This is a genomic window from Rhodococcus sp. Q1, assembly GCF_004153645.1.
Lineage (GTDB): Bacteria > Actinomycetota > Actinomycetes > Mycobacteriales > Mycobacteriaceae > Rhodococcus > Rhodococcus gordoniae.
The window spans coordinates 148,176-172,219 of record NZ_SDMJ01000006.1 but is presented as its reverse complement, the minus strand read 5'-3'; the positions used below and the strand labels follow the sequence as shown (position 1 = coordinate 172,219).

Genomic DNA, 24,044 nt, shown 5'->3' with positions numbered 1-24,044 from the left:
CGGTACGTTTCGGTGCATGACCACTCGCACCCAGCGGCTCGACGACCTGCCGTTCACCGGCAGACACCGCCGCCTGCTGACCGGCTCCGGCGTGGGCTGGGCCCTCGACGCCATGGACGTGGGGTTGATCTCGTTCGTCATGGCGGCGCTGGCCGTGCAGTGGGATCTGTCGTCCACTCAGTTGTCGTGGATCGGATCGATCGGCTTCGTCGGTATGGCGATCGGTGCATCGCTCGGTGGTCTGCTCGCCGACCGTATCGGACGCCGGCAGGTGTTCGCCGCGACGTTGCTCGTCTACGGGTTGGCGACCGGCGCTGCGGCGCTGTCGACTTCGGTGGCGATGCTCATCGTTCTCCGGTTCGTCGTCGGACTCGGTCTCGGTGCCGAACTGCCGGTCGCGTCGACGCTGGTCAGTGAGTTCGCGCCACGCAGGATACGGGGGCGTGTGGTCGTGGCCCTCGAGGCGTTCTGGGCGGTCGGCTGGCTCCTGGCCGCCCTGATCGGATACTTCGTCGTCCCCACGAGCGACAACGGCTGGCGGTGGGCACTCGCCGCCGGTCTCGTCCCCGCCGCCTACGCCCTCGTCGTGCGGTTCGGTCTACCCGAATCGGTGCGCTACCTCGAAAGTCGCGGACGGTACGCGGAAGCAGAGTCGATCGTGCGCGACTACGAGCGATCGGCCGGCGTCGCCTCTGTCCCCGACGAGGGCCGCGAACCCGTGGCCGTGGCAGAGCCGGTCGCCCGAGGGTCGGTGTGGGCGCCGAACCTGCGCCGCCGCACCGCCGCGCTGTGGATCGTGTGGTTCGGCATCAACTTCTCGTACTACGGCGTCTTCATCTGGCTGCCGAGCCTGCTCGTCGCGCAGGGCTTCGACCTGGTCACCTCGTTCGGATACACGCTGATCATCACCCTTGCCCAGCTGCCGGGCTACGGCGTCGCGGCGTGGCTGATCGAGGTGTGGGGGCGACGCACGACGCTGGGTGTCTTCCTCGCCGGTTCGGCCGTCTCGGCAGGGTTGTTCGGCCTCGCCGAGACACCGGGAACGATCGTCGCGGCCGGTATGGCGCTGTCGTTCTTCAATCTCGGAGCATGGGGTGCGTTGTACGCGATCGGCCCCGAGCTGTATCCCACACCGGTCCGCGGCGCCGGTACCGGTTCGGCCGCGGCCTTCGGCCGGCTCGCGTCGATCATCGCGCCGCTGCTGGTGCCGGTGCTGCTGGACACCGGTGGCAACGGTCTCGTCTTCGGCGCGTTCGCGGCGTCGTTCGTCGTCGCCGCACTCGCCGCGTTCACCCTGCCCGAGCGGGCCGGGACGGTCCTCGACGAGAAGTGACGTCGGGAACCGTCCCGGCCGGAGCTCAGAAACGCTCGCGTAGTTCGACTTTGCGGATCTTTCCGGACGCGGTCTTCGGCAGGGCACCGAAGACGATGCTGTCGGGCACCTTGAAGCCGGCGAGCTGCGAACGCACGTGTGCCCGCAGTTCCGCCTCGTCGGCGTTCGCGCCGCTGCGCAACGTCACGTAGGCGACGGGACGTTCGCCCCACTTCTCGCTCGGTGCTGCGACCACGGCCGCCTCGAGAACGGCCGGGTGGCTGATGAGAGCCGCCTCGACCTCGACGGACGAGATGTTCTCGCCGCCGGAGATGATGACGTCCTTGGCGCGGTCGCGGATCTCGATGTAGCCGTCCGGATGCACGACGCCGATGTCGCCGGTACGGAACCAGCCGTCCGGCACCGCGCGGGCGGTCGCGTCCGGGTTGTTGTAGTAGCCGAGCATCACGTTGTTGCCGCGCAGTGCGATTTCGCCGGACGTCTCACCGTCGGCCGGAACGTCGGATCCCATCGCGTCGACGATGCGGACTTCACCGGCCACGATATTGCCGACACCCTGCCGGGAGCGCAGCCGTGCCTTCTCGTCCTCGGGGAGGACATCCCACTCCGAACGCCACTCGCAGATCGCCGCCGGACCGTATGTCTCGGTGAGCCCGTACAGGTGGGTGATGTCGAGTCCGAGGGCGGTGCACCGCTCGATGAGGGCGGGCGCCGGCGGTGCGCCACCGATGGCGGCGACCACACGATGGTCGATGCCGCCGGCAGTGGGGGCGTCCACCAGCGACGCGAGCACGGTCGGCGCGCCGCACAGGTGCGTGACGTTCTCGGTGCGCACGAGATCCCAGATCCGTTCGGGATCGACCTTGGGCAGGCACACGTGCGTGCCACCGGCCGCGGTGACCGCCCAGGTGAACGTCCAGCCGTTGCAGTGGAACATCGGCAGCGTCCACAGATAGGCGGATCCGCTGTCCAGCCCGAAGTGCGCGACCATTGCCAGGGCCTGCAGGTAGGCGCCGCGCGCGTGGTACATCACGCCCTTCGGATCACCGGTGGTGCCGGACGTGTAGTTCAGAGCGATCATGCTGCGCTCGTCGGCGAGCGGCACGTACCGGTGGCGGGCCTCCGCGAGCCTGTCCTCGTAGTCGTCGCCGACGACGGTAATGGACGGCAGGCCGGCCGTCGCCTCGCGGGCCAGGTCGGCCAGCGACTGCTCGACGAGCAGGACCCGGCTGCCCGAGTGCTCGAGGACGAACCGGAGTTCCGGCGCGGTGAGGCGAGTGTTGAGCGAGACGAGCACGGCGCCTGCGTAGAGCACGCCGTAGTGCGCCTCGAGCATCAGCGAGGTGTTCGGCGCGAGCACCGCGACACGGTCGCCGGGTTCGACGCCGACAGCGTGCAACATGCCCGACTGCCGCAGGCACCGATCGCGCAGTTCGGCGTAGGTGCGGCGGATGTCTCCGTCCACCACCGCGAGGTCGTCACGGAAGACTCGGGCGGAACGGTCGAGAAATGCCGTGGGCGTGAGTGTTTCGAAACTGAAGAGCTCGGTCACCTTGGTCGGTGCTCCTTCGGATTACGTCGCGCGCGTACTCCCCGTCGCGAACGATGATGCGCACACCTCCCCGTGTGCTGTGAGGGCACTGCCCATTCTTCCAAGGGCAGTTGCCGATCTTGAAGAAGGTCCACCTGTTCCGTACTCCGGTCGACGGGGCCGTTCCACATTGACCGGACCCGGGATCCGGCGTTCACTGAAAGGCACCGTGCCCGTCCAGGAGAGAAGGCGAGCGGTATGAGTGCTCGGCAGAACGAACCTCGCCGAACCTCTCGTCCGGCGCGGCGTCCGGCCGCGACGCGCGAGAAGACGGAGACCACGACCGAGCCCGCGCGGACGCGCAGCCGTCGACCCCGTGACTCCGATGCCGCGACGCGGCGTCGGTCTCGCGACGCGGAATCCGCGACGCGGCGTCGGTCTCGTGACGCGGAATCCGCGACGCGGCGTCGGTCTCGCGATTCCGAACCCGGCCCGAGGCGCACCACGACGCGATCCACCACCCGGTCGACGGCCCGGACATCGCCCCGGACCGAGGCGGCGCCCCGCCCTCGTTCGAAGTCGACTTCGCCGAGGGAGACGCACCGGCCACGTCGGCCCGTGAAGGAGACCGAAAGACCGACCCGCGCCGCGCGGGAGCGGGCGCGACCCGAGCGGGCGCGGGCCGAGCAGACACAACCGACATCGTCATCGCTCGTCGACATGCTGCGGGATGCGGTGCGGGCGTGTGCCCGCACCGCACTGGGCGCGCTGCGGAGACCCGGAAAGAAACTGACCCGCCGCATCCGCGAATGGGTGGACTCGCTCCTCGGTGAGGTCACCAGCGGCGGCGTGGGACTGCACGCGGTCCTCGCAGGCATCCGGGCCGCGTTGGAGGGTCGCAACCCTGCCCTCGCCGCCCTGGGCGGGTTGATCTCCGGATTGAGCACCAAGGCCAAGATCGGCCTGGCCGTCCTGATCGCGTCGGTCCTGCTCCTCGGCCCGGTTCTGCTTCTGGTTCTGGTGCTGGCCCTCCTCGTCGCAGCGGTGGTCGGTGCCGTCCGGTCCGCGGGCGACTGATCCGGTGGGACGGCCTCACGGCCCGCGACGGGCGGGTCGGATGAGCGGCCACGAGGACGGTTGCACCCCGATCGTTTTTCTGGAATAGTTCCAGTTATTGGATTTAATCCAGAAAAAGTGTGCGACCCGGTGAGGTCGCGTGGTTGAAGGAGTGATCACATGTTCACCGCCGACCGTCCTCGGGCAGTGACGCTTCCGCCGGTCGTGCTCGGCGGACTGCGGCCTCTCTATCGCCAGATGGTCCGCAACCGCGTCCCGGCCGCGTCGTTCGAGCACACCGCCGGCCGCGCCGTCTTCGAGATCTGCCTGATCGCGGGGGAGCACGGCCCGCAGCTGCACGTCCGCGCCCGCGACTTCGGGGTCGACTTCACGCTCGCGATGACCACGCATTTCCGTATCGCGCCCGTGATGAGCGACGACCAGTACCGCGCGTTGTGCGCGGTGCTCGCGCCCGGTGCCGAGTCGGCAGCGGGTATCGTCCTCGACTTCCTGCAGCAGGTGGTGGTGCAGTCGCCCGCCGTGCTCGCGCGGACGCATACCTGCGCTGCCTGAGTCCGAATTTGCTCGCCCTGCGGACATGAGCACATGCTCCGGCAGCGTGTTTCTGTCCGCACGGTGAGCACATCCACCCGAACGCGAACGGCCCGGCAGGAATCCTGCCGGGCCGTTCTCCGTAGTTGTCTCTACAGACCGGGGCGCTTGCCGACCGTGAGCGTGACCTCTCCGGTGTGCGCGAAGAAGTCGTTGCCCTTGTCGTCGACGACGATGAACGCGGGGAAGTCCTCGACCTCGATCTTCCACACCGCTTCCATGCCGAGTTCCTCGTACTCGACGACCTCGACGTTCTTGATGCAGTCGAGCGCCAGGCGCGCAGCCGGACCGCCGATCGAACCGAGGTAGAAGCCGCCGTACGTATGGCACGCGTCGGTGACCTGCTTGGAGCGGTTGCCCTTTGCGAGCATCACCATCGAGCCACCGGCTGCCTGGAACTGGTCGACGTAGGAGTCCATGCGACCGGCCGTCGTCGGGCCGAACGAACCCGACGCCAGACCCTCGGGGGTCTTCGCGGGGCCGGCGTAGTAGACCGGGTGATCCTTCAGGTACTGCGGCATCTCCTCACCGGCGTCGAGGCGCTCCTTGATCTTCGCGTGCGCGATGTCGCGCGCCACGACCAACGGGCCGGTGAGCGACAGGCGCGTCTTGACCGGGTGCTTGGACAGCTCGGCAAGGATCTCCGGCATCGGCCGGGTCAGGTCGATCTTGACCGCGGCGCCCTTGCCGGTGCCCGAGACGCCCGACGTCTCGGAGTCGAGCTGGGTGTCGGTGACCTCGGGCAGGAACTGGCCCGGGTTGAATTCGAGCTGCTCGAGGAAAACGCCCTCGGGAGTGATCTTGGCCTTGGCCTGACGGTCGGCCGAGCACGAGACGGCGATCGCGACGGGCAGCGACGCGCCGTGGCGCGGCAGGCGGACGACGCGGACGTCGTGGCAGAAGTACTTGCCGCCGAACTGCGCGCCGATACCGATCTTCTGGGTGAGCTCGAAGACCTTCTTCTCGAGTTCGAGATCGCGGAAACCGCGGCCGGTGATGGCGCCCTCGGTGGGCAGCTCGTCGAGGTAGTGCGCCGAGGCGTACTTGGCCGTCTTCAGCGCGAACTCGGCCGACGTGCCGCCGACGACGATCGCGAGGTGGTAGGGCGGGCACGCCGCGGTGCCGAGCGAGCGGATCTTGGCCTCGAGGAACTGCATCATCGAGTCCGGGTTCAGGATGGCCTTCGTCTCCTGGTACAGATACGACTTGTTGGCCGATCCGCCGCCCTTGGCCATGAACAGGAACTTGTAGGCGTTCTCGTGGCCCTTCGCGGTGTCCGCGTACAGCTCGATCTGCGCCGGCAGGTTGTTGCCCGTGTTCTTCTCGTCCCACATCGTCAGCGGAGCGTTCTGCGAGTACCGCAGGTTCAGCTTCGTGTACGCGTCGTACACGCCGCGCGCGATGGACTCCTCGTCGTCGCCCGGGGTGAGCACGTGCTGGCCACGCTTGCCCATGACGATGGCGGTGCCGGTGTCCTGGCACATCGGCAGTACTCCACCGGCCGCGATGTTCGCGTTCTTCAGGAGATCGAGTGCGACGAACTTGTCGTTGTTCGACGCCTCGGGATCCTCGAGGATGCTCGCCAGCTGCTTCAGATGATCCGTGCGCAGATAGTGGGAGATGTCGTGCAGCGCGGTCTCGGTGAGCAGGCGCATGGCCTCGGGCTCGACCTTCAGGAAGGTGCGGCCGTCGGGTCCTTCGACGGTGGACACCCCCTCGGTGGTCAGGAGCCGATACTCGGTGGGGTCTTCCCCGATCGGCAGCAGGTCCTCGTAGAGGAAGTCGGCCATTGTTTCTCCTGGAAGAGGGCTGGTGATCGCCATACACGTTAGCGGCGCGGACGCAAGGGGTTGACAACGGGGCATGTGACGGACTCGGCCTGCACTCCGAATGTGACCCGGATCTCGCGGTGTTCGGGGGTGTGTCCATGACGTCGAGAGTGGGAATCCTGAAAGGAATCGAGGCCGGAGTGGTCTGCGTCACGGCGCCCGGCCGGCCCCGAACCGTACACTTGACCGGATGTTCGAGAATTGCCGGAGGGATTGCACGTGACCGTAGAAATCGAACGGTTGCCCTCGCCCGAGGCCGGACGCCTGCCGTCGCTGGCATGGCTGCCCCGTTTCCACGCGTGGATCGATCTCGCCGTGGTGATCACGGTGCTCGTCACCACCAATCTCATCGCCCACTTCACGACGACGTGGGCGTCGATCGCGACCGTGCCGATCGCAGCCTGCGTGCTGGTCGCGATGATGCGTCGACGCGGCATGCGCTGGTCCGAACTCGGCCTGTCGCCCCGGCACTGGAAGCGGGGGACGCTGTACTCCGTCGCGGCCGTGGTTCTCGTCCTGACGGTAGTCGCCATCGGTATCGCTCTGCCCTTCACCAGGCAGTTCTTCCTCTCCGAGCGCTACGCCACGATCTCCGGCGCCCTGGTCGCCTCGATGATCATCATCCCGCTCCAGACCGTCATCCCCGAGGAACTCGCCTTCCGCGGAGTGCTCCACGGAACCCTCGAGCGGGTGTGGGGCGCGCGTGGGGTCTTCGCCGCGGGATCCCTGTTGTTCGGCCTGTGGCACGTCGCGTCGTCGTTCGGGCTCACCGCGGGCAACGCGGGCCTCAGCGCGTTCCTCGGCGCCGGCCTGCTCGCGCAGGTCGCCGGCATCGTCGGCGCGGTGATCGCGACTGCCGCGGCGGGCTTCGTCTTCACGTGGCTGCGCCGGCGCAGCGGCAGCATCCTCGCGCCCATCGCCCTGCACTGGTCGCTCAACGGGGCGGGCGCGCTCGCCGCCGCACTCGTCTGGCACGCGACCCTCAACTGATGGCGCTGGCGGTCTGCCTCCTGTTCGACACCGAGACCGATCGCGCGATACGGCGATTGTGGGGCCGGCTCGAGGACGACGGTATCCCCACCCTGCTCACCCACACACACCGCAGACACGTCCCGCATCTCTCCTATGCGGTGCTGCGAAGCTACGACCTGCTCGACGTCGTCGCGGCTCTCGGGGACGTGCCCGACGGGGAACCGGTCCGGGTCTACATCGATGCGCTCGGATTGTTCCGGCGCGGCCGCGCGTCGCTCGTGCCGGCCCCCTCGGCCGAACTCGTGCAGCGGCAGGCCCGCGTCGTGCAGGTCGTGACGGCGACGGGAGCGGACCTGCACCGCTACTACATACCCGGACGCTGGACCCCGCACTGTTCGCTGAGTCCTCGAACCAGACGCGAGGAACTCGACCGTCTCGGTGCCGTCGTATACGACGTGCTCCCGATGGAGGCGACGCTGGACCGGGCGGTGCTGATCGACACCGCCACCGGCGAGCACACACCGTTACGGGTGATCCCGTGACAGGAATTCAATCCTCGGGATTCTCCACCCACGGCCCGTACGGCGGCGGTCCCTCGCTCTGGATCTGCAGGCCGAAGTGCGGACAGTGCTTCCACACGTAGCCGTGCAGGACGTGTTCCTCCGAGGTCGCGGTGTTCACCAGTACGACGTCGCCGGAAGGGCGATGTTCGAGGGCGAAGCCGGAACCCCGCTCGTCGAGAACCCACCATTTCGCAGTACTCATGTCGGTGTCCTCCGCATGATCCGCTCGGCAGCAGCGCACCTCCCACGTTAGCGCGGAACCTCCACATACGAGGCGGGATCGAGATGCGAACCCCGCACGAGTGCCTGCGACGTCGCGGCGTCGGCCGGGTAGAACGCCTCGATCGCGAGCTCGGATACCGTCACGTCGAGGGGAGTGCCGAACAGGGTCGTCGTACTCAGGAACGACAACTCGCCGCGCTCGGTGCGCAGACGGAACGGCACGACGAGAGAGTGCGGGACGTCCTCGGGGGCCGGGTCGTCGCAGGGATAACCGACGAGTTCGCCGTGCAGCCGCTTCAGCTCCGGATCGCCGGTCGCCCCGATCTGGTGCTGCAGGCGGGCGAGGAGGTGGGCGCGCCACTGCCCCGCATCGGCGATGCGCGGGGCGAGGCCGCGCGGATGCAGGGTCAGTCGCAGGACGTTCACCGGTGGCTCGAGCAGTTCCGGAGCGCACCCCTCGACGAGTGCGACGACCGCGTCGTTCGCGTCGACCATCGTCCAGTGCCGGTCGACGACGAGCGCAGGAAACGGGTTGTGCAGGGTGAGAATCCGGGTGATCGCATCGGAGACCGCGGACATCGGTACATCGCCGAGGTGATGCTCGGGATAGGCCGGTGCCAGACCCGCCGCCAGGAGGATCGAATTGCGTTCGCGCAACGGAACCTCCAGATGCTCGCACAACGTGAGCACCGTCCTGCGCGACGGACGCGACCTGCCGGTCTCGACGAAACTGAGATGTCGCGGCGAGATGCCGGCGGTGTGCGCCAGGGCGAGCTGGCTCAGCCCGCGTCGTTCCCGCCACGTCCGCAGCAGCGCGCCGGCATGGGGAGCGTCGACCGTGGTCATGCCCCGAACGTAGACGGCAGGGGGAGCGGTCACCATTACTTTTCGGGTAATCGACTCCGTGCACCGAGGGGAGCACGGTGGTCCCCATGAACGCATACGCAGTGGCTCATCTCCGCAAGGTCGACTTCGGCGACGACATCGTCCGGTACCTCGAGAGGATCGACGATACGCTCGTTCCGTACGGCGGTCGCTTCCTCGTGCACGGCACCGATCCCGAGGTGATGGAGGGGCCGTTCCCCGGCAATCTCGTCGTGATCGAGTTCCCCGATATGGAACGAGCGCGCGGCTGGTACCACTCGGCGGAGTACCAGGAGATCCTTCCCCTCCGCACCGAGAACTCCGATGGATCGGCGATCCTGGTGCAGGGCACCCCACCCGGCTACCGCGCGACACACTTCCTCGACAAGGTGCTCGGCGCCGAGCGGTGACCGGTACGGGCGGCGGGAGTTCAGGGCACGATGCCGGCGGCCCGTGCGGGTTCGGCGTAGGCCCGCGCCAACGAGTCGACGGTGTCGTGGGCGTTGAGTCCACTCGGATTGGGCACCACCCACAGCGGGACGTCGCCGATCGTGTCGTCCTGCCGCCCGGCCTTCGCCTTGCGCCGCCCGAAGGCCGCGCGGTAGGCGGTGATGCCCGCAACCGCCACGGCGCGGGGCCGGAACTCCGCTACCACCTTCGCCAGATGACGTCCGCCCTCGCGGAGTTCCTCGTCGGTGAGTTCGTCGGCGCGGGCCGTCGCGCGCGGCGCCAGATTCGTGATGCCCACACCCCGCTCGAGCAGGTGGTCGCGGTCGGCGTCGCTCATGCCGGACGACGCGTCGATGAGCCGGTCGACGATGCCGGCGCGGAACAGGGCGGGATAGAAGCGATTTCCCGGCCGCGCGAAGTGGGCTCCCGTCGCCGCGGTCCACAGACCCGGATTGATCCCGACGAACAGCAGGCGGCAGCCGGGTGCGACGAGATCGGGGATCACCGCGTCGCGGAAGGACTCGAGTTCGGCTCGTGTGAAACCCATCCTCCCAAACTAGCCGGAGTCACACTCCGTCCGACGGGAGCCAGGCCCCGTGCAGGCCGGCCGGAACGCGGATCGGCAGACGCACCCGCGCGATCGGACCCGCCGCCGGGTCGGTCTCGGGGAAGACGAGGAACCAGCTCGTCATATCCGCCCGGTCGGTCGCGATCGCGCCCCAGTAGCCGCCCGATCCGCCGCTCAGACAGGCGGGTTCGCCGGGGGAGAGCGTCTCGTGCGCCCAGACCGATTCCGTGCCGGACGCGACGTCGAACCAGAAGAGTGAATCTGCTGCTCCTGCAGGGAGTTTCTGTGATCCGCTGCGTCCGATGGTCGCGACGACGGAGTGTTCGAGGGTGGTCGACCGGTCGTCGATGCGGGGGAACTCGATGTCGCGTTCGTACAGGGTCGTGCGGGTCACGCCGTTGCGGCCGATCACGGCGCGACGCAGCACGGAGCGGTTCGGGCCCGACTTCTCGGTCAGCGCGCCCGGATAACTCCACTCCACGTAGTCGAGCGCGACATCCCCGTCGGGCAGGTCGAACGCGTTGGCGGTGTGCCACATCCAGAAGGTGTCGGTCGAGAACCAGCGCACCGTGCTGCCGTCGCGGGGCACGAGCGCGACCCGCACCCCCAGGTCGGGCTTCCAGTCGAGCGGCGACCCGCCGGAGAAGATCTGCGAGAGATCGAACACGAGCGGAGCCAGGATCAGGACGATATAGGTCGGCGTGAGCGCCATGTCGTGGATCATCAACGGCCGGTCGGCACCGTCGACCGGGGTCGCCGCCCGCGTCACCGTCCCATCCGGTGCGACGGCCGACCAGGTCAGATACGGCGGGTCGAGCATGTAGCAGAATGCGATCATCTCCCCGGTGCGCGGATCGATCTTGGGGTGCGCCGTCAGCCCGACCGGCAGGGTTCCGTCGAAGGTCTCGCGTCCGAGCGTCTCGAGTTCGGATCCCAGGGCGTAGGGGGGCGCGGCCTCGGCCATCGCCATGAGCCGTCCGCCGTGCCGGACGATGTTGATGTCGGGCAGTTCACGCATGGTGTTCGCCAGATCCGGGCCGACTTCCTCCTCCGGAGGAAAATAGGGATCGGTGATACCGGCCCACAGGGCACGGCCCGCCTTCTCCTCCGCGACGACCTGCGGGGTTCGCACGAACCGGTTCGTGTAGCGGGCGGTGCCGTCGGAGATCTGCACGCGGTGGACCATGCCGTCGCCGTCGATCGGGTGGACGTAGTGACCGATCGGGTCGAAGCGCGGATTGGGACCGTTGCGGAGATAGCTTCCGTGCAGGTCGGCGGGGAGTTCCCCGCGAACCTCCAGATCGCGGACGTCCACTTCCTCGCGTTGAGGTGCGAACAGACCACTGAGATGCGGATGGTGTGCCAGGTCGACAGGCGCCGGACGATGCATGGCGGCTCGCTTCGGTGGAGGCGAAAGGTTCCGTGGGGAAATCCTAGGACCGTGGGTGGGGGTTCGGTTCGTGATTCGACTCGCCAGGTCCTTCACCCGCGGGTGGGGGCCGTGCATCGGATAAGGTTGTTGCCTACGTGCAGGACCGATAGTGCGGCCGCACGGCCGCGACGTTAGGGGAAGGTGTGCAGCGCCGGAACGCGATCGGACACTCCGTCCGGAACACCGGGGGTGGCGAGGCCACGGTGCCGCCGTACACGGATCTTCTCTGGCCGACCGTGCAGGCGGTGATCGAGCTCGGCGGGTCCGGTGTCATCGAGGAGATCGATTCCGCCGTGATCACCCGGACGGGACTGTCCGAGGCCGCGCAGGCGGTGCTCCACGGCGACGGCCCCGGGACCGAGATCGAATACCGGCTGGCCTGGGCCCGGACCTACCTCAAGGGCATGGGCCTGCTGTCGAACACGCGCCGCGGCGTGTGGAGCGTGACCGAGCGCGGTCGCGCCGTGCGCGAGTCGGAGATCAAGCCCATGCAGGTCGCGTACACCGCCGAGAAGCGGCGCAAGCGGCTGGTACGCAACGTCTCGCAGGGCGCGCAGGTCGTGCCGCTCGCGGCTGCCCCCGAGGATCCCGAACTGTGGCGTGAACCGGTCCTCGCTGCCGTCGCCGACCTCTCGGAGGACGGTTTCGAACGACTCGCCACCGCGGTTCTGCGCGCGGCGGGATTCACGACGCTGACGATTCCGGCACCGGGTGGATCCCCCGCCCCGGAGAGCGCCGGCCACGTCGAGGGCACGGGTGTCCTGCGCATCTCGCTGCTGAGCTTCTCCGTCTTCTTCCGTTTCCTGCGCGCACCGGAGAAGGCGGGTGCCGACGTGGTCCGCGAGTTCCGTGCCGCGATGGTCGGGCGCGGAGAGAAGGGCCTGCTCGTCTCCACCGGATCGTTCACCGAGGACGCGCGCGCCGAAGCGCACCGGCACGGTGCTCCGCCCATCGATCTCGTCGACGGCGACGGCTTGTGCGATCTGCTCGAGGAACACGGCCTCGGTGTCCGTTCCACCGTGCGGACGGTGGAGGACGTCGCCCTGGTGCCGGCCTTCTTCGCCGAACTGTCCGGTCGCTGAGCACGCCCGCTTCCCCGGGACCGGCGCCGGAGCGGCGACCGGTCGAATTCCCCGGTGTGGCCGGTGGGACGCCCGTGATTGTGATGCAATACGGCGGACGTACACACGGCGATACGAAGGACAGGTTTCGATGACCCTTTCGCGGCGGGACATGTTGCGGTACGCGACGCTCGGATCGGGCGTCGCGTTGATCTCTGCGCTCGGCGCACCGGGACTCGCCCAGGGACGCCAGGTGCTCGGAACCATCGTCGACTATTCGGCCGCCGTGCCGTCGCCTTCCTCGATCCGGGCCGCCGGCCACATCGGCGCCATCCGATACGTGTCCGATGCGCGGCCCGACGCCGCGTGGATGCGGGCCAAGCCGCTCACCGGATCGGAGGCGGACGCGCTGATCGGCAGCGGACTCGAAGTGGTCTCGTGCTACCAGTTCGGCAAGGCCGGGACCGCCGACTGGCTCGGCGGCTACGAGGCGGGTCTGAAGCACGCCCGGCGCGGTCTCGAACTGCACTATGCGGCCGGGGGACCGGCGGGCCGCCCGATCTACGCCTCGATCGACGACAACCCGAACTTGGAGCAGTTCACGACCCGCATCGTGCCGTACCTGCTGGGCTGGCAGGAGGTCGTGGGAGCCGGGAATCTCGGTGTGTACGCCAATTCGCCGACCATCGACCGGGCGTCGGCGGTATCCCTCGGATCCTTCTACTGGCAGCACGACTGGGGCACGCCCGAGGGCTACATCCATCCGAGGGCGAACCTGCACCAGATCCCTGGCGAGGTCCGGATCGACGGTATCGGCGTCGACATCAACCACGTGCTCACGCCCGACTACGGCCAGTGGTCGCTCGCAGGAAGCGCACCGAGCACCGACCCGGGGCTCCTGGGCAGCTGACGCCCGGAGTCAGATCTCGTCGGCGGCTCGCAGCGTCCGGCCCGCCGACGGAATCAGCGCCGTGAACACGAGTGCCAGCACGGCCGCTGCCACCGCGACGAGGAAGGTGGCGCGGAAAGCGTCGAGGGCGGGGACGACGGCGTCTCCGATCTGCTGGGTCATCGCCGCGAGGATCACGCCGATCACGGCCGCGGCGCTCGTCGTGCCGATCGAGCGCATCAGGGTATTGAGACTGTTGGCCGCGGCGGACTCGCGCAGCGGAACGGCACCCATGATGAGCGCCGGCATCGCGGCGTAGGCGAGGCCCACACCGGCGCCGATGAGCATCGACGCGCCTACGATGTGCCAGACCTCCCGGTACAGCACATACGCCATGAGGTAGCCCAGGCCTACGAACACCGCGCCGCAGCCGAGGGTGACGCGGGCCCCGAACCGCGTCGTGATGCGGGCGGAGACGGGAGACAGCGCCATCATGACGATCCCGGCGGGGGCGAGCGCGATCCCGGCGGTGACCATCGTCTGCCCGAAGCCGTAGCCGGTCTCCACGGGTGCCATCAGGAGTTGTGGGAACGCCAGGATGTTCGAGTACATCGAGAACCCGAGTGCCACCGACGCGAGGTTCGTCATCAGGATCGGCCGGCGTGCGGACAGCCGCAGGTCCACGAGCGGTCGCGGCACCCGCAGTTCGTACAGGCCCCAGCCGAGGAACACCACGAGCGCCCCGGCGAGCATCCCGACGGTGGCAGGGGAGGTCCACCCCCAGTCGTTGCCCTTGGTGACGGGCAGCAGCAACAGCACGAGAGCGACGGAGAGTGCCAGCGCCCCGGCGATGTCGAAGCGTCCCGGATTGCGGCGCGACGACTCGGGTACGACGAGCAGGATCGCGGCGATGCCGACGAGTCCGAGCACCAGGGACGCGACGAACAGCATGTGCCAGTCCGTCGCCTGGGCGACGAAGGCGGCGAGAGGCAACCCGATCGCGCCGCCGACACCCATCGTCGCGCTGATCGTCGCCATCGCGCCGGGCAGGCGGCGCGGGGGCAGTTCGTCGCGGAGGATCGCGATACCGAGCGGGATGGCGCCCACCGCGGCGCCCTGGAGGGTACGGCCCACGACGAGCGGGATCAGCGTGGACGACAGTGCGCACACGGCCGAACCGAGGACCATCGTCGCCAGCGAGGCGAGGAGCATTCGGCGCTTGCCGAACATGTCGCCGAGGCGACCGCTGATCGGGGTGACCACCGCGCCGGCGAGCAGAGTCGCCGTCACGGCCCAGGATGTGTTCTGAGGAGTCGCGGCGACGAGCACCGGAAGCCGGGGGAGGATCGGGACGATCAGGGTCTGCATGAGCGCGACGCTGATACCGACGGTCGCGAGGACCGGCACGATGCCCCGCGGAGCGGGAACCTCCCTGGTGGGGATCGGTGTCTCTACGGCCATGCGGCTCCTCGGTCCGGGGCCGGGTGACGCGGCCGGCGACAATTCGTGCGCGATACGAATGATGATCACATCGTGTCTAACACGGCGGAACCGACGATCCCTAGCATCTTCCCGCAGTGCGGTCCGGTGCAGACCCCCTGCCGTCAGGCCTGACAGTGCCGGTCGGGCTCGGATTCGACGACGGTGACGAAGAACGGCGGATGGTCGTCGGGTGCGGAATGGTCGCCGCGCCACGACAGCAGCGACCAGCGCGACAGGCCCGACAGCGCCGAACCGGGGCTCGCGAACGACAGCGAGGACAACATCGAACCGAACGATCCCACGGAACCGACGGACAGGACCGACCCGCAACTACCGATCGACAGGATCGAATACGAGGAACCGATCGACAGGATCGACCGTTCGGACGCGATCGAGAGGATCGAACGGTCGGAGAGAACCGAGCGGTGGGAATTCACGGACTTCGACGGGCTACGCGACGCGGTGAAGGCCATGCTCCGGTCTATCACGCACGGCGGCCGCGAGGGAAGGGACGGAGGTCGAGGAGAAACGACGAAGACCGCCGGAAAGTGTTTCCGGCGGCCTTCGATGCGTCGAAGTGTTCTTCGTTCGATCAGGGAACCGCGACGAGACCCACGGTGGGCAGGAAGGTGCACGAACGCGGGTCGGCGCCTTCGGCCTGCGTGGTGATTCCACCGGAGATCACGGCGAGGACCTGACCCGAACCGGTGTCGGCGATCGTGCTCAGCGTGGTCGGGCCGTCGGGGTTGATCCGCGCGTCGTTGGTGAGCGGCTGCGTTCCCGTGCGGCCGTTGGAGACATTGACCCAGCTCAGCGTGAGCGGCTGCTCCTGCACGTCGGCCGCGGGAGCGGTGCCCAGAGCCGTGAAGACGAAACCGGTCTGGCCTGCGGCCGGGCCGGGCGGGGGCAGCTGGGACGGACCTGCAACCGCGAGGGCGGTGCCCACGGAGTCCCGGCCGTCGCCGATGCAGCCCTTGCCGATGGTCGGGTACAGGAACTGCGAGATCACCACGGCACCGGGCTCGGGAAGGTCGGGTCCGCCGCCGCCGCTACCGTCGAGGAACTTGATGACGCGCTGGAGCGTGCTCTTCACCGACTCGGGGAGCTGGGAGTTCTCGAGCAGTTCCTTGGCCTGTGCCAGCAGATCGTTCTTGCCGTCGGCAGCGTCGGCGACATCCGCGGGGCCCGCGGCGGCGCCGATGATCGCGGGTGCGAGGGATGCCAGTGCCTCGACCTCTTCGGGATTCGCCCGGACTCCGGCCAGAAGGTCGGTCAACGACTCGACGGACAGATCGGCGGGAATCTCGAACCGGGGCAGCTCGACGAGCCTTGCCAGATCCGGCAATGCGGGTGGAGCCGGTTGCGCGACGGCCTGCGTAGGCACGGCCAATCCCGCGGTGGCAGCGAGCGCGCACAGCGTGAGCGCCCGTCGCATTCCTCGAGTACGAAGCACTGTTCCCCATCCTTGTCGTTGAAGCATCCGGACGTTCGGTACGAACGGTCGGATGCTGACGGCTCGAGGAGACACTCTATGGACCCCCCGCACACGGGACAAGCCTTCCGTTTCGGAACGGCGCGCCCATCGCTGGTTCGGGATTGTAACCACGGGCTGTTCCGTTCCTCGGATCCTGTCGAACATAACCCGCCCGGCCTGAGAAGATTGTGACTGTAGATGAAATCGTTACGGGAGTGAAGTCCGGTTCGTTCGCATGCCGATCGGAACGGTAATCTCCTTCGCCGGGTCCGGTTCACCGGACGGACGTTCGACGGGAGAGGCCGCACCGCAGTGCCACGAGGGTTTGCTTCGCACCGGATGCGGTGGTGCGCGGCGTTACTGGCGCTGTCGGTCGTCGTCCGTCTGGCCTGGGCATTCATCACGCCCAACGGGATGAACCTCGTCGACCTGCACGTCTACGTCGACGGATCGGCCGCCTTGCTGCAGGGGAACCTCTACGGATTCACCTATTCGGAGGACACCCCCGACTTCCCGCTGCCGTTCACCTATCCGCCCTTCGCCGCGCTCGTCTTCCTGCCCCTGCACCTGATCCCGTTCGGTGTCCTGGGCGTGGCATGGCAGCTGCTGACGGTCGCTGCGCTCTTCGCCGTCGTGCGGATCGCTCTCGAACTCGTCGTGAGCGACGGTGATGTCGACGAGGACGGCGCTGCCGCGCCGGCGCGGAACCGGTCGTGGACCGGTACCGCGATGGTGTGGACGGCCGCGGGGATCTGGACCGAACCGGTTCGCACCACACTCGACTACGGGCAGATCAACGTCTTCCTCGTCCTCGGCGTGATGCTCGCGGTGCGCAGTTCGCGGTGGTGGCTGTCGGGGGGTCTCGTCGGTGTGCTCGCCGGCATCAAGCTCACGCCCGCGATCACCGGGTTGTACTTCCTCGCGCAACGGCGCCGGCGTGAGGCGGTGTTCTCCGCCGTCGTCTTTGCGGGGACGGTCCTGGTGAGCCTGCTCGTGCTCGGCTCCCAGGCCGCCACCTACTTCGGCTCCCTCCTGGGCGACGCGGACCGGATCGGGCCGGTCGTCTCGGTGTGGAACCAGTCGCTGCGCGGAGCCCTGAGCCGCGTCGCCGGTGAGGACGTGGGTCTCGGCCCGGCGTGGCTGCTCGCCGTCGTCGTCTGCGCCGTCCTCGCGTTCGCGGCGTGGCGGTCGCTGCGGCCGTTGCCCGACGGAACCCACGATCGCCTCGGCACGCTGCTGGTCGTGCAGCTGTTCGGTCTGCTCGTCTCACCCATCTCGTGGGTCCACCACTGGGTATGGGTGGTTCCGCTGCTGCTGTGGCTGGTCTACGGACCTGCGGCACGCACGCTCGGCGCCCGCGTCGTCGCCGTGTGCTGGGCGGCGGTCACGCTGATCGGCGTCCCGTGGGTGCTCAGCACGGCGCAGGACTCGATCTGGGACGTCGAACGCCCCGCTCCGCTCGCCTGGCTGGGCGCGGTCAACGTGGTGGGTGTCCTTGCCGTCTACGTCGTCATGATCCTCGCTGGGCGCACGGGACGGGACGAGCAGGCGACTACGGACCCGAGTGTCGGGCCTCCTCGTCGATCCGGCGCGCAAGAGCCGGATCCGACTCCGTGATGCCACCGGCGGAGTGCGTGCTCAACGCGAAGGTCACCTTCCGCCACCTGATGTCGATGTCCGGATGATGGTTCGCCTCCTCGGCGACGACGGCCACCCGGTCGACGAGCGCGATCGCGTCGGGAAAGGTCGGTGCCTCGATGGTGCGGACGAGCGACCGTCCCGCGCGGTGCCAGTGCGGCAGCTCGGCCAGCGCGGCGTCGATCTCTCCGTCCGTCAGCAGCTGGGACATGACTCATTCTGGGACGATGCGGGTCATGTCTGCAAGCACATCGTCTGCGAGCACACCGGCGCCCGACGGGCACGTAGTGGCCGGCGCCGTCATCCGGGACGGACGCGTGCTGCTCGCCCAGCGTCTCCGGCCCGCCGACCTCGCGGGACTGTGGGAGTTGCCCGGCGGCAAGGCCGAACCGGGGGAGAGTGCGGAAGCGGCGCTCGTGCGGGAGCTGAGGGAAGAACTCGGTGTCGAGGTGCGCGGCGCGGAACGTCTGGGCGTGGCGGTGCCGTTGGCGGGGGGCCGGGAGTTGTGTGCCTACCGTGTCGAACTCGTCTCCGGTGATCCCGAGCCGCTCGACCACGCGGCGTTGCGGTGGGTCGACGCGGACGAACTCGGGCGGATCGATCTCGTCCCGGCCGACCGCGCGTGGATCCCGGACCTGCGGGAGCATCTGCGGCGCTGAGTCAGGCGGCACGGGCCCGGTCGAGATATTTGCGCAGTTCCTTCTTGCTCAGGCCGTCGTTCTCGACCTTCCTCATGCGCATGACGACGACGGGGCATTCGAGGCACCGCGTCTTCTTGCGGCAGCACTTCTTCTTCGGCTTCAGGCCTGCGACCTTGCTCGCCTTCACCTTCCCCATACGTCCCGCCTGCCTTCCACGGACCAGCGCGCGGCGAATCCACCGGCGGGCGAAGGTTAGCATCCCCTTACTCATGGGCCAAGGGGTGGATGAGGTGCCGGATTCGGTCCTCGCGTCTCCCGCGGAAGTGTCGAACGTCACCCCGATCATTGCCGACCTGCGGATATCGGCTGAGGTAGACGCAGCGACCTACGAGCGGCCTGTAAAGTGTATTGACGGCCGCAGTACTTGCACGCCGAGTTTCGGGCGGAGCAGGTAGCTCGCAATCTCGCGTCGCGGCCATCGAGACGAACGCCGTACGGGCGAGGTGCCGACCGGGTCCAGTGCCGTGTGGCCGGACTACAGCCAGGAGAGCTATCGCGTGAGCACCGCTGATTTTCGGAACGTCGCCATCGTGGCGCACGTCGACCATGGAAAGACCACTCTCGTCGACGCCATGTTGCGCCAGTCGGGCGCGTTCGCCGAACGTGCGGAACTCGTCGACCGGGTCATGGACTCGGGCGACCTCGAGCGCGAGAAGGGCATCACCATTCTCGCGAAGAACACCGCTGTGCACCGGCACAACCCCGACGGCACCGTCACGGTCATCAACGTCATCGACACTCCCGGCCACGCCGACTTCGGTGGTGAGGTCGAGCGCGGCCTGTCCATGGTCGACGGTGTCGTCCTGCTCGTGGACTCCTCCGAGGGGCCGCTGCCGCAGACCCGTTTCGTGCTGCGCAAGGCTCTCGCCGCGTCGCTGCCGGTGATCCTCGTGGTCAACAAGACCGACCGGCCCGACGCCCGCATCGCCGAGGTCGTCGAGGAGAGCCAGACCCTGCTGCTCGACCTCGCGTCCGACCTCGACGACGAAGCCGCCGAAGCCGCCGAGCTCGCCCTCGGCCTGCCCGTCCTCTACGCCTCCGGCCGTGAAGGCAAGGCATCGAAGAAGCAGCCCGAGAACGGCCAGGTCCCCGACGCCGAGAACCTCGACGAGCTCTTCGAGGTCCTCATGGAGTGCATCCCCGCACCCAAGGGTGATCCGGTGGCCCCGCTGCAGGCCCACGTCACCAACCTCGACGCCTCCGAGTTCCTCGGTCGTCTCGCGCTGCTGCGCATCCACCACGGCGAGCTGCGCAAGGGCCAGACCGTCGCGTGGATGCACGCCGACGGCGTCAAGAACGTCAAGATCACCGAGCTGCTCAAGACCGTCGGTGTCGAGCGCCAGCCGGGCGAGGTCGCGGTCGCCGGCGACATCGTCGCCGTGGCCGGCATCCCGGAGATCATGATCGGCGACACGCTCGCCGATCCGGAGACCCCGGTGGCACTGCCGCGCATCACCGTCGACGAGCCGGCCATCTCGATGGTCATCGGCACCAACACCTCGCCGCTCGTCGGCCGGGTCAAGGGCCACAAGCTCACCGCGCGCATGGTCAAGACGCGACTCGATTCCGAACTCGTCGGCAACGTGTCGCTGCGCGTGCTCGATATCGGACGTCCGGACGCATGGGAGGTGCAGGGCCGTGGCGAACTCGCCCTGGCCATCCTCGTCGAGCAGATGCGCCGCGAAGGCTTCGAGCTGACCGTCGGCAAGCCGCAGGTGGTCACCCGGACCATCGACGGCAAGCTGCACGAGCCCTACGAAGAGCTGACCATCGACAGCCCCGAGGAGCACCTCGGCGCGATCACCCAGCTCCTCGCCAACCGCAAGGGCAAGATGGTCCAGATGACCAACCAGGGCACCGGCTGGGTCCGCATGGAGTTCATCATCCCGTCGCGCGGCCTGATCGGTTTCCGCACCGACTTCCTCACCGAGACCCGCGGCACCGGCATCTCCAACGCGATCTTCCACGGCTACGCGCCGTGGGCCGGCGAGATCCGGGCGCGCCACACCGGTTCGCTCGTCTCCGACCGTGCCGGTACGGTCACCCCGTTCGCGATGATCCAGCTCGCCGATCGCGGCACCTTCTTCGTCGAACCGGGCAGCGACACCTACGAGGGTCACGTCGTGGGCATCAACCCGCGCGCCGAGGACCTCGACATCAACGTCACCCGCGAGAAGAAGCTCACCAACATGCGCTCTTCGACGGCCGATGTGATGGAGACCCTCGCCAAGCCGATCGAGCTGACCCTCGAGGCCGCGCTCGAGTTCTGTGCCGCAGACGAGTGCGTCGAGGTCACCCCGGAGGACGTGCGCGTGCGGAAGCTGCACCTGTCGCAGACCGACCGTGCGCGTGCGCGGTCGCGGGAGAAGGCCCGTAACAAGTAGTCCAGGTGTGGGTGGCCCCGGCGAGCGCATGCTGGCCGGGGCCACCCATGTACCACCTGCCTCACGGAAGGAGCCCGAGTGTCGCGTACGCGCGCTCGTCGCCGACTGATCGGGGCGACGGCCGGCACGGCCGTGGCTGTGCTGGTCCTGACCGCCTGCACCGCCGACCCGCCCCCGCCGATCGAACAGGCGGAGCCGACCACGACTCCCGCTCCCCCGCCGCAGCGCAGCACGGTGGTGGTCGCGATCGACGAGGTCGGCTCGGGCTTCAATCCGCATCTGCTCGCCGATCAGTCGCCGGTCGCCAACGCGGTCGCCGAACTCGTGCTCCCCAGCGCCTTCCGGGCCGTTCCCGACTCGCAGAACCCCGCGGTCACGCTGCTGGTTCCCGACGACTCGCTGCTCCTGTCCGCCGAGGTCACCGACGAGGCCCCGTTCACGATCACCTACCGCCTGCGCGACGAGGCCCAGTGGTCGGACGGTGCACCGATCGCCGCCGAGGACTTCCGGTATCTGTGGCGGCAGATGGTCACCCAGCCCGGCGTGGTCGATCCCGCCGGTTACCGGCTCATCGACGACATCCGGTCGTCGGGTGGAGGCAAGACGGTCACCGTCACGCTGCGCGAGCCGTATCCCGCCTGGCGCGAACTGTTCACCGATCTGCTGCCCGCACACCTGGTGAAGGACACGCCGGGTGGTTTCTCCACGGGGCTGTCCGAGACCATCCCCGTGTCCGGTGGGCGGTTCCACGTCGACAACGTCGATCGCGGGCGCGCCGAGGTCCTGCTCGAACGCAACGACCGGTTCTGGGGCACCCCGGCCGGACCGGACGAGCTGCTGATGCGCCGCGCCGGCACCGATGCCCAGGTGACCGAATCCGTGCGCAGCGACGACGCGCAGGTGGTCCAGAGTGCGGGCGGAGTCGCCCTGGAAGCGCAGCTCGCCGCCGTGCCGGGCGTGCGCACCGGCGTCCAGCTGCAGCCGCGCACACTCGACCTGATCCTCAACACCCGCACCGCCGAACTCGCCGATCCGCGGGTCCGGCGAGGCGTGCTCGGCCTGCTCGATCCGGACCTGCTCGGGCTCGTCGCCACCGGTGACAGCACCGAGATCGTGCGCGCCCGTGCCCAGGTGCTCGCGCCGTCCGATCCGGGATACGCCGACACGATGCCGCCGCGACCGTCCCGGGAGGAGGCCCTCGGCCGTCTCGCCGAGGCCGGATATCTGCCGATCCCACCCGCCGATCCGCCGGCACCCGCAGACCCGGCCGCGCCCGAGACCAGGACGTCCGCATCACCGGCGAGCGGGACTCCCGAGCCGGGGAGTGCGGGCGCTGCGACGTTGCCCGAGGGCACCCTGGCCCGGGACGGAGAACCGTTGACGCTGGTGCTGGGCGTGCCGGAGGGAGACGAGACCGCGCGGGCCGTCGCACGCACCGCCGTCGACCTGTGGCGCGGTGCCGGGATCGACGCGTCGGTCGACGAACTGTCCCCGGACGAGCTGTACGGCGAGGCCCTCGTCGAGGGCGGCGTGCACGCGATCGTCGGCTGGATGCGTGCCGGAGGCGATCCCGCCACGGCCGCGCTGTCCCGGTTCGGATGCGTACCGGTGGCCGCGGCGCCCACCGCGGCGGGGGAGGACCTCCCGCCCACGCCCGTACCCGCCGCCCAGGAGACGACACGGCCGTCGGACGGAACACCGCCGGACCCCGCGACCACCACACTCGACGAGGACGACGTGGAGGAACGCGAGGACGCCGTCGCAGCGCAGCTCGAGGCGCCGAGCAACCTCTCGGGTGCCTGCGACCCCGGGCTCGAACCGGACCTGCTGGCGGCTCTGAACGGCGCCGCCGATCCGGCGGACGTCGTCGCCGCCGCACAGCCGAGGCTGTGGGATCTCGCGGTGAACCTGCCGATCCTGCAGGACAGGACCGTCGTCGCAGCCGGTCCGGGTGTCGAGAACGTCTCGCTGACAGCCGCTGTCGCCACCGGTATTCTCGGCGACGCCCATCTGTGGGGAAGGACCACACCGTGATCGACACTCCGGGGGCCGTCCCCAATGCTGCGGATCGCCGGCTTCTGCTCGTCCACGCCCATCCCGACGACGAAACGCTCACCACCGGCGGCACCATCGCCCGGTACGTCGCCGAAGGCGCCGAGGTCACCGTCGTGACCTGCACGCTCGGTGAGGAAGGTGAAGTGATCGGCGACGAGTGGGCCCAGCTCACCGCGGATCGTGCCGATCAGCTCGGCGGCTATCGCATCCTCGAACTCACCCGGGCGCTCGACGCGCTCGGCGTCGACCGACCGCGTTTTCTCGGCGGTGCCGGGCACTGGCGCGACTCCGGGATGGCGGGCACCCCCTCCGCCGACAATCCTCGCGCCTGGGTCAACGCCGACCGCGACGAGGCGGTCGAGGCGCTCGTCGCCGTGATCCGCAAGATGCGTCCGCACGTGGTCGTCACCTACGACCCGTTCGGTGGCTACGGGCATCCCGACCACATCGCGGTGCACGAGCGGGTGACCGCGGCCGTCGAGGCGGCGGGAACCGAGGACTACCCGTCCGCCGGCGCGGCCTGGACTCCCGCGAAGGTGTACTGGACCGTCACCGAACGGTCCGCACTCGAACGTGGCGTCGCGGCCATGGGATCGCTGCCCGAAGGGTGGCGCAGACCCGAGCCGGGCGAACTGCCGAGCGTGCCCGACGAGGAGGTCACCACCGTCGTCGACGTCCGGTCGGTTCTCGACGCGAAGCGAACCGCGATGGCGGCGCACGCGACCCAGGTGCTGGTCGCGCCGGACGGTGAGCAGTTCGTGCTCTCCAACCTCGTCGCCCAGCCCGTCCTCGACCACGAGCACTTCGTGCTCGTTCGCGGTCGGCTCGGTCTCACCGACCCGACGGGACGAGAAGACGATCTCTTCTCCGGCATCGGCTAGTGTGATCCGAGTCGTCAGTGGGATCGGCAGTGGCGCGGGTCACTCGT

At 68.8% G+C, this 24,044-nt stretch carries 24 protein-coding genes; 13 read left to right on the top strand and 11 right to left on the bottom strand.

Annotation, left to right across the window (positions count from 1 at the left end; genetic code table 11):
• Positions 1-16 precede the first annotated feature (16 nt).
• Positions 17-1,333, top strand: a complete 1,317-nt coding sequence (locus tag EQ874_RS18440) for an MFS transporter (protein WP_129977679.1) — start codon at positions 17-19, stop codon at positions 1,331-1,333.
• A 25-nt stretch (positions 1,334-1,358) separates the two neighbouring features.
• Here EQ874_RS18440 and EQ874_RS18435 read toward each other — a convergent pair whose 3' ends face one another.
• Positions 1,359-2,885, bottom strand: coding sequence for an AMP-binding protein (locus EQ874_RS18435; RefSeq protein WP_129977678.1), 1,527 nt, complete (start codon positions 2,883-2,885; stop codon positions 1,359-1,361).
• Between the two features lie 597 nt (positions 2,886-3,482).
• Between EQ874_RS18435 and EQ874_RS18425 the strand changes: the two genes are divergently transcribed.
• Both EQ874_RS18425 and EQ874_RS18420 read left to right on the top strand, forming a co-directional pair.
• On the top strand, positions 3,483-3,941 hold the full coding sequence (locus EQ874_RS18425; protein WP_242496801.1) for a hypothetical protein: 459 nt from the start codon (positions 3,483-3,485) through the stop codon (positions 3,939-3,941).
• Between the two features lie 159 nt (positions 3,942-4,100).
• Positions 4,101-4,493: a hypothetical protein gene (locus EQ874_RS18420; RefSeq protein WP_129977676.1), complete on the top strand. Its 393-nt coding sequence runs from the start codon at positions 4,101-4,103 to the stop codon at positions 4,491-4,493.
• Positions 4,494-4,624: 131 nt separating this feature from the next.
• Here EQ874_RS18420 and EQ874_RS18415 read toward each other — a convergent pair whose 3' ends face one another.
• Positions 4,625-6,322 carry a fumarate hydratase gene (locus EQ874_RS18415; RefSeq protein ID WP_129977675.1) on the bottom strand — a complete coding sequence of 566 codons (1,698 nt, stop codon included), beginning with the start codon at positions 6,320-6,322 and terminating at the stop codon, positions 4,625-4,627.
• Positions 6,323-6,601: 279 nt separating this feature from the next.
• Between EQ874_RS18415 and EQ874_RS18410 the strand changes: the two genes are divergently transcribed.
• Together EQ874_RS18410 and EQ874_RS18405 are read left to right on the top strand one after the other, a co-directional pair.
• A complete protein-coding gene (locus tag EQ874_RS18410) occupies positions 6,602-7,351 on the top strand; it encodes a CPBP family intramembrane glutamic endopeptidase (RefSeq protein ID WP_232284686.1) in 750 nt (249 codons plus the stop codon).
• The gene (locus EQ874_RS18405; RefSeq protein ID WP_129977674.1) at positions 7,351-7,875 is read left to right on the top strand and encodes a 2'-5' RNA ligase family protein; all 525 of its coding nucleotides are present in this window, start codon (positions 7,351-7,353) and stop codon (positions 7,873-7,875) included. The genes EQ874_RS18410 and EQ874_RS18405 overlap by 1 nt, the downstream gene beginning before the upstream one ends.
• A 7-nt stretch (positions 7,876-7,882) precedes the next feature.
• Here the strand turns inward: EQ874_RS18405 and EQ874_RS18400 are convergent, their stop codons facing one another.
• Both EQ874_RS18400 and EQ874_RS18395 read right to left on the bottom strand, forming a co-directional pair.
• Positions 7,883-8,098: a maltose regulon activator MalT gene (locus tag EQ874_RS18400; protein ID WP_129977673.1), complete on the bottom strand. Its 216-nt coding sequence runs from the start codon at positions 8,096-8,098 to the stop codon at positions 7,883-7,885.
• Positions 8,099-8,145: 47 nt separating this feature from the next.
• Positions 8,146-8,964 carry a helix-turn-helix transcriptional regulator gene (locus EQ874_RS18395; RefSeq protein ID WP_064062296.1) on the bottom strand — a complete coding sequence of 273 codons (819 nt, stop codon included), beginning with the start codon at positions 8,962-8,964 and terminating at the stop codon, positions 8,146-8,148.
• 86 nt (positions 8,965-9,050) lie between these two features.
• Here EQ874_RS18395 and EQ874_RS18390 point away from each other — a divergent pair, with 86 nt between their 5' ends.
• Positions 9,051-9,392, top strand: coding sequence for a DUF1330 domain-containing protein (locus EQ874_RS18390; RefSeq protein ID WP_064062276.1), 342 nt, complete (start codon positions 9,051-9,053; stop codon positions 9,390-9,392).
• Between the two features lie 20 nt (positions 9,393-9,412).
• On the opposite strand, the gene mug is transcribed toward EQ874_RS18390, so the two are convergent.
• Both mug and EQ874_RS18380 read right to left on the bottom strand, forming a co-directional pair.
• Positions 9,413-9,979 carry a G/U mismatch-specific DNA glycosylase gene (mug, locus tag EQ874_RS18385; RefSeq protein ID WP_064062277.1) on the bottom strand — a complete coding sequence of 189 codons (567 nt, stop codon included), beginning with the start codon at positions 9,977-9,979 and terminating at the stop codon, positions 9,413-9,415.
• A gap of 19 nt (positions 9,980-9,998) precedes the next feature.
• Positions 9,999-11,390 carry a carotenoid oxygenase family protein gene (locus tag EQ874_RS18380; RefSeq protein ID WP_129977672.1) on the bottom strand — a complete coding sequence of 464 codons (1,392 nt, stop codon included), beginning with the start codon at positions 11,388-11,390 and terminating at the stop codon, positions 9,999-10,001.
• 185 nt (positions 11,391-11,575) lie between these two features.
• Here EQ874_RS18380 and EQ874_RS18375 point away from each other — a divergent pair, with 185 nt between their 5' ends.
• Positions 11,576-12,514 carry a winged helix-turn-helix domain-containing protein gene (locus tag EQ874_RS18375; RefSeq protein ID WP_064062279.1) on the top strand — a complete coding sequence of 313 codons (939 nt, stop codon included), beginning with the start codon at positions 11,576-11,578 and terminating at the stop codon, positions 12,512-12,514.
• A gap of 130 nt (positions 12,515-12,644) precedes the next feature.
• Positions 12,645-13,403: a DUF1906 domain-containing protein gene (locus EQ874_RS18370; RefSeq protein ID WP_207213579.1), complete on the top strand. Its 759-nt coding sequence runs from the start codon at positions 12,645-12,647 to the stop codon at positions 13,401-13,403.
• Positions 13,404-13,412: 9 nt separating this feature from the next.
• On the opposite strand, the gene EQ874_RS18365 is transcribed toward EQ874_RS18370, so the two are convergent.
• The 3 genes from EQ874_RS18365 to EQ874_RS18355 all read right to left on the bottom strand — a co-directional run bounded on the left by EQ874_RS18365 (position 13,413) and on the right by EQ874_RS18355 (position 16,299).
• On the bottom strand, positions 13,413-14,843 hold the full coding sequence (locus EQ874_RS18365; protein ID WP_129977671.1) for an MFS transporter: 1,431 nt from the start codon (positions 14,841-14,843) through the stop codon (positions 13,413-13,415).
• 143 nt (positions 14,844-14,986) lie between these two features.
• Positions 14,987-15,337 (bottom strand): hypothetical protein, encoded by a 351-nt coding sequence (locus EQ874_RS18360; protein WP_129977670.1) that lies wholly within the window; start codon positions 15,335-15,337, stop codon positions 14,987-14,989.
• A gap of 119 nt (positions 15,338-15,456) precedes the next feature.
• A complete protein-coding gene (locus EQ874_RS18355; RefSeq protein WP_016932572.1) occupies positions 15,457-16,299 on the bottom strand; it encodes a hypothetical protein in 843 nt (280 codons plus the stop codon).
• Positions 16,300-16,677: 378 nt separating this feature from the next.
• On the opposite strand from EQ874_RS18355, the gene EQ874_RS18350 reads away from it, so the two are divergent.
• A complete protein-coding gene (locus EQ874_RS18350; RefSeq protein WP_064062282.1) occupies positions 16,678-17,955 on the top strand; it encodes a mannosyltransferase in 1,278 nt (425 codons plus the stop codon).
• Here EQ874_RS18350 and EQ874_RS18345 read toward each other — a convergent pair.
• Positions 17,891-18,187, bottom strand: a complete 297-nt coding sequence (locus tag EQ874_RS18345; RefSeq protein ID WP_016934742.1) for a 4a-hydroxytetrahydrobiopterin dehydratase — start codon at positions 18,185-18,187, stop codon at positions 17,891-17,893. The genes EQ874_RS18350 and EQ874_RS18345 overlap by 65 nt on opposite strands.
• A gap of 25 nt (positions 18,188-18,212) precedes the next feature.
• On the opposite strand from EQ874_RS18345, the gene EQ874_RS18340 reads away from it, so the two are divergent.
• The gene (locus EQ874_RS18340) at positions 18,213-18,635 is read left to right on the top strand and encodes a (deoxy)nucleoside triphosphate pyrophosphohydrolase (RefSeq protein WP_051017585.1); all 423 of its coding nucleotides are present in this window, start codon (positions 18,213-18,215) and stop codon (positions 18,633-18,635) included.
• A gap of 1 nt (position 18,636) precedes the next feature.
• On the opposite strand, the gene EQ874_RS22940 is transcribed toward EQ874_RS18340, so the two are convergent.
• Complete coding sequence (locus EQ874_RS22940; RefSeq protein WP_016934740.1) at positions 18,637-18,813, bottom strand: hypothetical protein; 177 nt, start codon at positions 18,811-18,813, stop codon at positions 18,637-18,639.
• Between the two features lie 361 nt (positions 18,814-19,174).
• Here EQ874_RS22940 and typA point away from each other — a divergent pair, with 361 nt between their 5' ends.
• The 3 genes from typA (at position 19,175) to mshB (ending at position 23,997) form a co-directional block, all read left to right on the top strand.
• Positions 19,175-21,061: a translational GTPase TypA gene (gene typA, locus EQ874_RS18335; protein WP_129977669.1), complete on the top strand. Its 1,887-nt coding sequence runs from the start codon at positions 19,175-19,177 to the stop codon at positions 21,059-21,061.
• A gap of 78 nt (positions 21,062-21,139) precedes the next feature.
• Positions 21,140-23,095, top strand: coding sequence for an ABC transporter family substrate-binding protein (locus tag EQ874_RS18330; protein ID WP_165369276.1), 1,956 nt, complete (start codon positions 21,140-21,142; stop codon positions 23,093-23,095).
• The gene (gene mshB, locus EQ874_RS18325) at positions 23,074-23,997 is read left to right on the top strand and encodes an N-acetyl-1-D-myo-inositol-2-amino-2-deoxy-alpha-D-glucopyranoside deacetylase (RefSeq protein ID WP_129977668.1); all 924 of its coding nucleotides are present in this window, start codon (positions 23,074-23,076) and stop codon (positions 23,995-23,997) included. Before EQ874_RS18330 ends, mshB begins: the two co-directional genes overlap by 22 nt.
• Positions 23,998-24,044: the final 47 nt, after the last annotated feature.